General features: G+C 70.0%; 5 protein-coding genes and 1 riboswitch. Of the genes, 2 read left to right on the forward strand and 3 right to left on the reverse strand.

Features of this window, described 5'->3' with window-relative positions; all coding sequences use genetic code 11:
* Window positions 1-3: 3 nt before the first annotated feature.
* From G6018_RS05975 to G6018_RS05985, 3 genes are read right to left on the reverse strand one after another with little or no spacing between them, the layout of a single operon-like run.
* The gene (locus G6018_RS05975) at window positions 4-441 is read right to left on the reverse strand and encodes a hypothetical protein (protein WP_179524716.1); all 438 of its coding nucleotides are present in this window, start codon (window positions 439-441) and stop codon (window positions 4-6) included.
* Window positions 438-1,607, reverse strand: coding sequence for a homoserine O-acetyltransferase (locus tag G6018_RS05980; RefSeq protein WP_182639151.1), 1,170 nt, complete (start codon window positions 1,605-1,607; stop codon window positions 438-440). The genes G6018_RS05975 and G6018_RS05980 overlap by 4 nt, the downstream gene beginning before the upstream one ends.
* Before the next feature lie 11 nt (window positions 1,608-1,618).
* Window positions 1,619-2,953: a PLP-dependent transferase gene (locus G6018_RS05985; protein WP_182639153.1), complete on the reverse strand. Its 1,335-nt coding sequence runs from the start codon at window positions 2,951-2,953 to the stop codon at window positions 1,619-1,621.
* 52 nt (window positions 2,954-3,005) lie between these two features.
* Window positions 3,006-3,121: riboswitch (SAM riboswitch) on the reverse strand.
* 157 nt (window positions 3,122-3,278) lie between these two features.
* Here G6018_RS05985 and G6018_RS05990 point away from each other — a divergent pair.
* Window positions 3,279-4,496, forward strand: coding sequence for an NADP-dependent isocitrate dehydrogenase (locus G6018_RS05990; RefSeq protein ID WP_182639155.1), 1,218 nt, complete (start codon window positions 3,279-3,281; stop codon window positions 4,494-4,496).
* A gap of 79 nt (window positions 4,497-4,575) precedes the next feature.
* Window positions 4,576-5,448 (forward strand): bile acid:sodium symporter, encoded by an 873-nt coding sequence (locus G6018_RS05995; RefSeq protein ID WP_182639157.1) that lies wholly within the window; start codon window positions 4,576-4,578, stop codon window positions 5,446-5,448.
* Window positions 5,449-5,579: the final 131 nt, after the last annotated feature.

A 5,579-nucleotide genomic window follows, 5' to 3' on the forward strand; every position in this document is an offset into this window, starting at 1 on the left:
GGACTAGGTCAGTCGCAGGGGGACGCCCTCGCGGACGTGGTCGCGGACGCCGTCCGAGGCGAGCAGCACCCCCATCGCCACCAGCGCGCACAGCGAGAGCACGCTCCCCAGCACCGAGATGAACGTGACGCTGTCGACCACCATCCGCGCGAGCGAGCTCACGACGAGCAGCGCCACCGCCACCGCGATGACGACGCGGGCCGCACGGTGGGCGCGCCACAGCAGCACCGCGCCCACGATCAGCAGCACCCCCAGCGCCAGCGACGACGCGGCGGTCACCGCCATCGGCCCGTACTCGGTGGTGTCGCCGCCGCCGCTGGCCGTGGCGGTGATCCCCAGCAGCGTGGCGAAGCCGATGGCCACGCCGATGATGCCGAGCCCCACTGCCAGTCCCGTCAGGCCGAGGGCGGCGGGCCGGGGGCTGTGATCGCGGTCGGTCATGCATGTCCTCGGGTTCGGTCGGGGGATCCCTGTGCGGCGAGTTCGAGCGTCCTGGCGAGCATGGGGCCCACCACGTCGGACTCGGTGAGGAAGCCGTCGTGACCCGCCGGGCTGTCGATCACCACCAGTGGATCGGCGCCGGGCAACAGCGCGGCGAGCTCCTCCTGCTGGCGCAGGGGATAGAGGCGGTCGGTGGTCACCCCGCCGATCACACAGGGAACGGGACAGGAGCGCAGGGCCTGTTCGACCCCGCCTCGTCCCAGGCCCACGTCGTGACGGTTGAGTGCGTCGGTGAGCAGGACATAGGTGCAGGCGTCGAAGCGGGAGACGAGCTTGCCGGCCTGGTGGTCGAGGTAGGACTGCACGGCGAAGCGCCCCGACATCGACAGGTCCTCGCCCCGGGGGTCCTCACCGGGTTGCGGACGGTTGGCGAACCGCTCGTCCAGTTCCAGCTCTCCCCGGTAGGACAGGTGCGCGATGCGACGGGCGATCCCGAGTCCGGCGACGGGGGTGCGGCCGGTGCCGTGGTACCCGCCCTGCTGCCAGTGGGGGTCGGAGGTCACGGCCATGATCTGCGCGGTCTGCACCCCGATCTGGTCCGCGGAGGCGCGCGCCCCGACCGCGAGGACACAGCCCGCCCGGACGCGGTCCGGATGGGTGACCATCCACTCGAGGGTCCTGGCCCCGCCCATGGAACCGCCGACCACCGCGGCCCACCGCTCGATCCCCAGCAGGTCGGCCAGGACCCGCTCGGCCTCCACCATGTCGCGGACGGACACGGCCGGGAAGCGGGCGCCCCAGTAGTGGCCGTCGGGGTGCAGTGAACTGGGGCCCGTCGACCCCCGACACCCGCCGAGCACGTTGACCGACAGCACGCAGTAGCGGTCGGTGTCCAGCGGCAGCCCGGGCCCGACGAGTCCGTTCCACCACCCGGGCGTCGGGTGGAGCGAGTCCACGGAGCCGACCACGTGGGAGTCCCCGGTCAGCGCGTGTTCGACCAGGACGATGTTGGACCGGTCCTCCGAGATCCGGCCCCACCGCTGCACCGCGAGGGTCACCCCCGGGAGGACGACACCCGTGACCAGCGTGAGGTCGCCGATGGCGACACGGCCGAGGGTGCCGTCGCCCGGGGGCAACAGCGCGAGTGGATCGGTGGGGCGGACCATGCGGGCGGACGTCAGGAGAGCGCGGCGAAACCGAGCTCGAGGTCACCGATGATGTCGTCGACGGCCTCGATGCCCACCGACAGACGGACGGTCGCCGTGGTGACCCCGGCGATCGCGTTGGCCTCGGGCGTGCCCTGGGAATGGGTGGTGGTGGCCGGGTGGCACACCAGCGACCGGACGTCGCCGATGTTGACCAGGCACGAGTGCAGTTTGAGCGCGTCGATGAACGTCCACGCCCTCGCCTTGATGTCCTCCTCGGACGCGCCCTGCGGCACCGCGAGGTCGAACGTGACGATCGCGCCCGCACCCTTGGGGGACAGCGTCTTCTGCAGCGCGTTGTACGGCGAGGAGGCCAGGCCGGCGTACTGGACGCCCGCCACGTCCTCGCGCGCCTCGAGCCACTCGGCCACCCGCTGCGCGTTGGACACATGGCGCTCGATGCGCAGGCTCAGGGTGTCGATGCCCTGGACCAGGGTCCACGCGTTGAACGGGGAGGCCGCCGCGCCGGTGTCGCGCAGGAGCGTCACGCGGGCCTTGAGCGCGAGGGCGGGCGCCCCGAGGTCGGCGTAGACCAGACCGTGGTACGCGGGATCCGGGGTGGTGAAGGACGGGAACACGTCCTGCCCGTCCCGCTGCACGCGCCAGTCGAACTTCCCGCCGTCGACCAGGACGCCGCCGAGGGAGGCGCCGTGGCCGCCGAGGTACTTGGTGGCCGAGGAGACGACGACATCCGCCCCCAGCTCCAGCGGGCGGATGAGGTACGGGGTGGCCACCGTGTTGTCGATGACGAGCGGAACCTGGTTGCGGTGCGCGACCTCGGCGATCGCCGGGATGTCGAGGATGTCGTTCAGCGGGTTCGAGATGGACTCGCCGTAGAACAGCTTGGTGTCCGGCCGTACCGCCGCCTGCCAGGAGGCGGGGTCGTCCGGGTTCTCCACGAACGTGGTCTCGATGCCGTACTTGGGCAGCGTGTGCCGGAGCAGGGTGTCGGTACCGCCGTAGAGGCGGGGGGAGGCCACCACGTGGCCACCGGACTGCGCGATCGCCTGGATGACCGCGGTCTCGGCGGCCTGGCCGGACGCGAAGAGCAGCCCGGCGACGCCGCCCTCGAGCGACGCGATGCGATCCTCCGCGGCGGCGACCGTGGGGTTGGTGATCCGGGTGTAGATCGGGCCCATCTCGGCGAGCGCGAACCGGTCCGCGGCCTGCTTGGCGTCCGCGAAGACGTACGAGGTGGTCTGGTAGATCGGCAGATTGCGCGCACCGGTGTCGGAGTCGACGGGCTGGCCGGCGTGGATCTGGCGGGTCTCGAAGGCCCAGTCGGGATTGCTGTTGTCGTACGTCATAGGGGCGGAGCCCCTCCTCTCGTCAGAAGGGTCCGGCCGCTTGACGACAGCGGACCCGCGCTTGCCTGTCACCCGGGTGGGTGGTGGCCAGGTCGTCTCCCGGGGCACCCCACCGCGGTGGAGGGTTGCCGTCCAGCGAGCCGGGGCTTGTCGCTGGAACTCATGACCTGGGGAGAGGTTAGCCTAAGCCGCTCGGCGGCGGCAACGAGGGGTAACGGTGCGGAGCGGTCTCTGGTGGGACCGGACGAATCCGTAAGATGAGGCGCACATCACACTACCGTCGACGGCGCGGGCCCCAGAAGGGCGAGCGGGGAGAGAGGGTCCGATGTCCAGGATCAAGGTGGAGGGGACGGTCGTCGAGCTCGACGGCGACGAGATGACCCGCATCATCTGGAAGTTCATCAAGGACGAACTCATCCATCCCTACCTGGACGTGGACCTCGAGTACTACGACCTCGGCATCTCCAGCCGTGATGCCACGGACGACCAGATCACCGTGGACGCCGCCAACGCCATCAAGAAGCACGGGGTGGGGGTCAAGTGCGCCACCATCACCCCGGACGAGTCCAGGATGGAGGAGTTCGGTCTCAAGCGGATGTACCGCTCGCCGAACGGCACGATCCGCAACATCCTCGGCGGGACGATCTTCCGCGCACCGATCATCATCTCCACCGTCCCCCGCCTGGTGCCCGGCTGGACCAAGCCGATCATCGTCGGCCGGCACGCCTTTGGCGACCAGTACCGCGCCACCGACTTCAGGGTGCCCGGAGCGGGCACTGTCACCATCACCTACACGCCGGCCGACGGTTCCGAGCCGATCGAGCACGAGATCGTCGAGATGCCGGACGACGGCGGTGTGGTCATGGGGATGTACAACTTCACCGAGTCGATCGCGGATTTTGCACGCGCCTCGTTCAACTACGGCCTGCAGCACGACTACCCGGTGTTCCTGTCCACCAAGAACACGATCCTCAAGGCCTACGACGGCGCGTTCAAGGACATCTTCCAGGACGTCTTCGACCGCGAGTTCAAGGCGGATTTCGACGCCGCCGACCTGACCTACGAGCACCGACTCATCGACGACATGGTCGCCTCCGCGCTCAAGTGGGAGGGCGGGTACGTCTGGGCCTGCAAGAACTATGACGGCGACGTGCAGTCCGACACGGTGGCCCAGGGCTTCGGCTCGCTCGGCCTGATGACCTCGGTCCTGCTCACTCCGGACGGGAAGACCTGCGAGGCCGAGGCCGCGCACGGGACGGTCACCCGCCACTTCCGGCGGCACCAGCAGGGCGAGCCCACCTCCACCAACCCGATCGCGTCGATCTTCGCCTGGACCCGCGGGCTCGAGCACCGGGGCACTCTCGACAACACCCCCGAGGTCATCGAGTTCGCGCACCAACTCGAGGACGTCGTCATCTCGACCGTCGAGGGCGGCCAGATGACCAAGGATCTCGCCCTCCTGGTCGGCGAGGACCAGGACCACCTCACCACCGAGGATTTCCTCGCCGCCCTGGACCAGAACCTCAGGAGGGCTCGCGCCTGAGCGGCTACGGTGTCGGACAGTGGTCCATCTCACATGAGGGCCGCCGTCCGCCGACCCGCGAGCACCCGAGGAGCACCACGTGGACCAGAGTCCCCTGATCGACATAGGCCTGCCCGTCGCGCTGGCGATCATCATGGTCGGCATCGGGCTCAGCCTGACCAAGGAGGACTTCGCGGTCCAGGCCAGGTCGCCGTGGGCCACGATCGTCGGACTGTTCGGCCAGCTGGTCCTGGTGCCGCTGACGGGCGTGGTCGTGGCCCTGGTCTTCGGGCTCCCCGCGATGCTGGCCCTCGGCGTCGTCCTGGTCGCGGCGACCCCCGGCGGGGCGACGTCCAACCTCATCACCTATCTGGCCCGCGGCAACGTCGCGCTGTCGGTCATCCTCACCGCCCTGACCTCCGTGGCCGTGATCCTCACGCTGCCGATGTGGTTCGGTATCGGCGCGCGGGTCATCCCGGGGGCCTCCGACGCCGAGGTGACCGTCCCGCTCGGCCAGACCTTCGGGCTCCTCCTGGGTGTCATCCTCATCCCGGTCCTTCTCGGCATGCTCCTCCGCGCGAGGAGGCCCGCCCTGGCCGCCCGCATCGAGCGCTTCGTGGGCATCGTCGGACTCGTCGTCCTGGTGCTGCTCATCGTGGGCATCGTGCTCGGCGAGAGGGACCGCATCGTCGACCTCGTCGTGGCCGTGGGACCCGCGGTCGTCGTCCTGAACCTGGCTCTGATCGTGGTGGGCGGACTGCTCGCCTGGGTGTGCCGTCTGCGCCGCGCCGAGCAGATCGCGATCGCGGTCGAGTTCGGCATCAAGAACACCACGTTGACCCTGCTCATCGCCTTCACCGTGATCGGCGACGAGGAGGTGGGGCTGGCCGCCGCCGTCTACAGCATCGTCATGTACGTCACCGCGTTCCTGGTGGTCTACGGCGGTCGGCGCCTCATGCGCACCGCCCCCTGATCGGGTCTGTCAGGGCGGGCCCGCGCAGGGGTGGGCGTAGCCTGCTCCGGTGACCACGAGCCCCGCCACCGGCCCCGCGCCGACCCCCCGCCGCGTGGCGGTCGCGATCCTCGCCCTGGCGCTGGGCGGGA

Source organism: Dietzia sp. DQ11-44, from assembly GCF_014145205.1.
GTDB lineage: Bacteria > Actinomycetota > Actinomycetes > Mycobacteriales > Mycobacteriaceae > Dietzia > Dietzia natronolimnaea.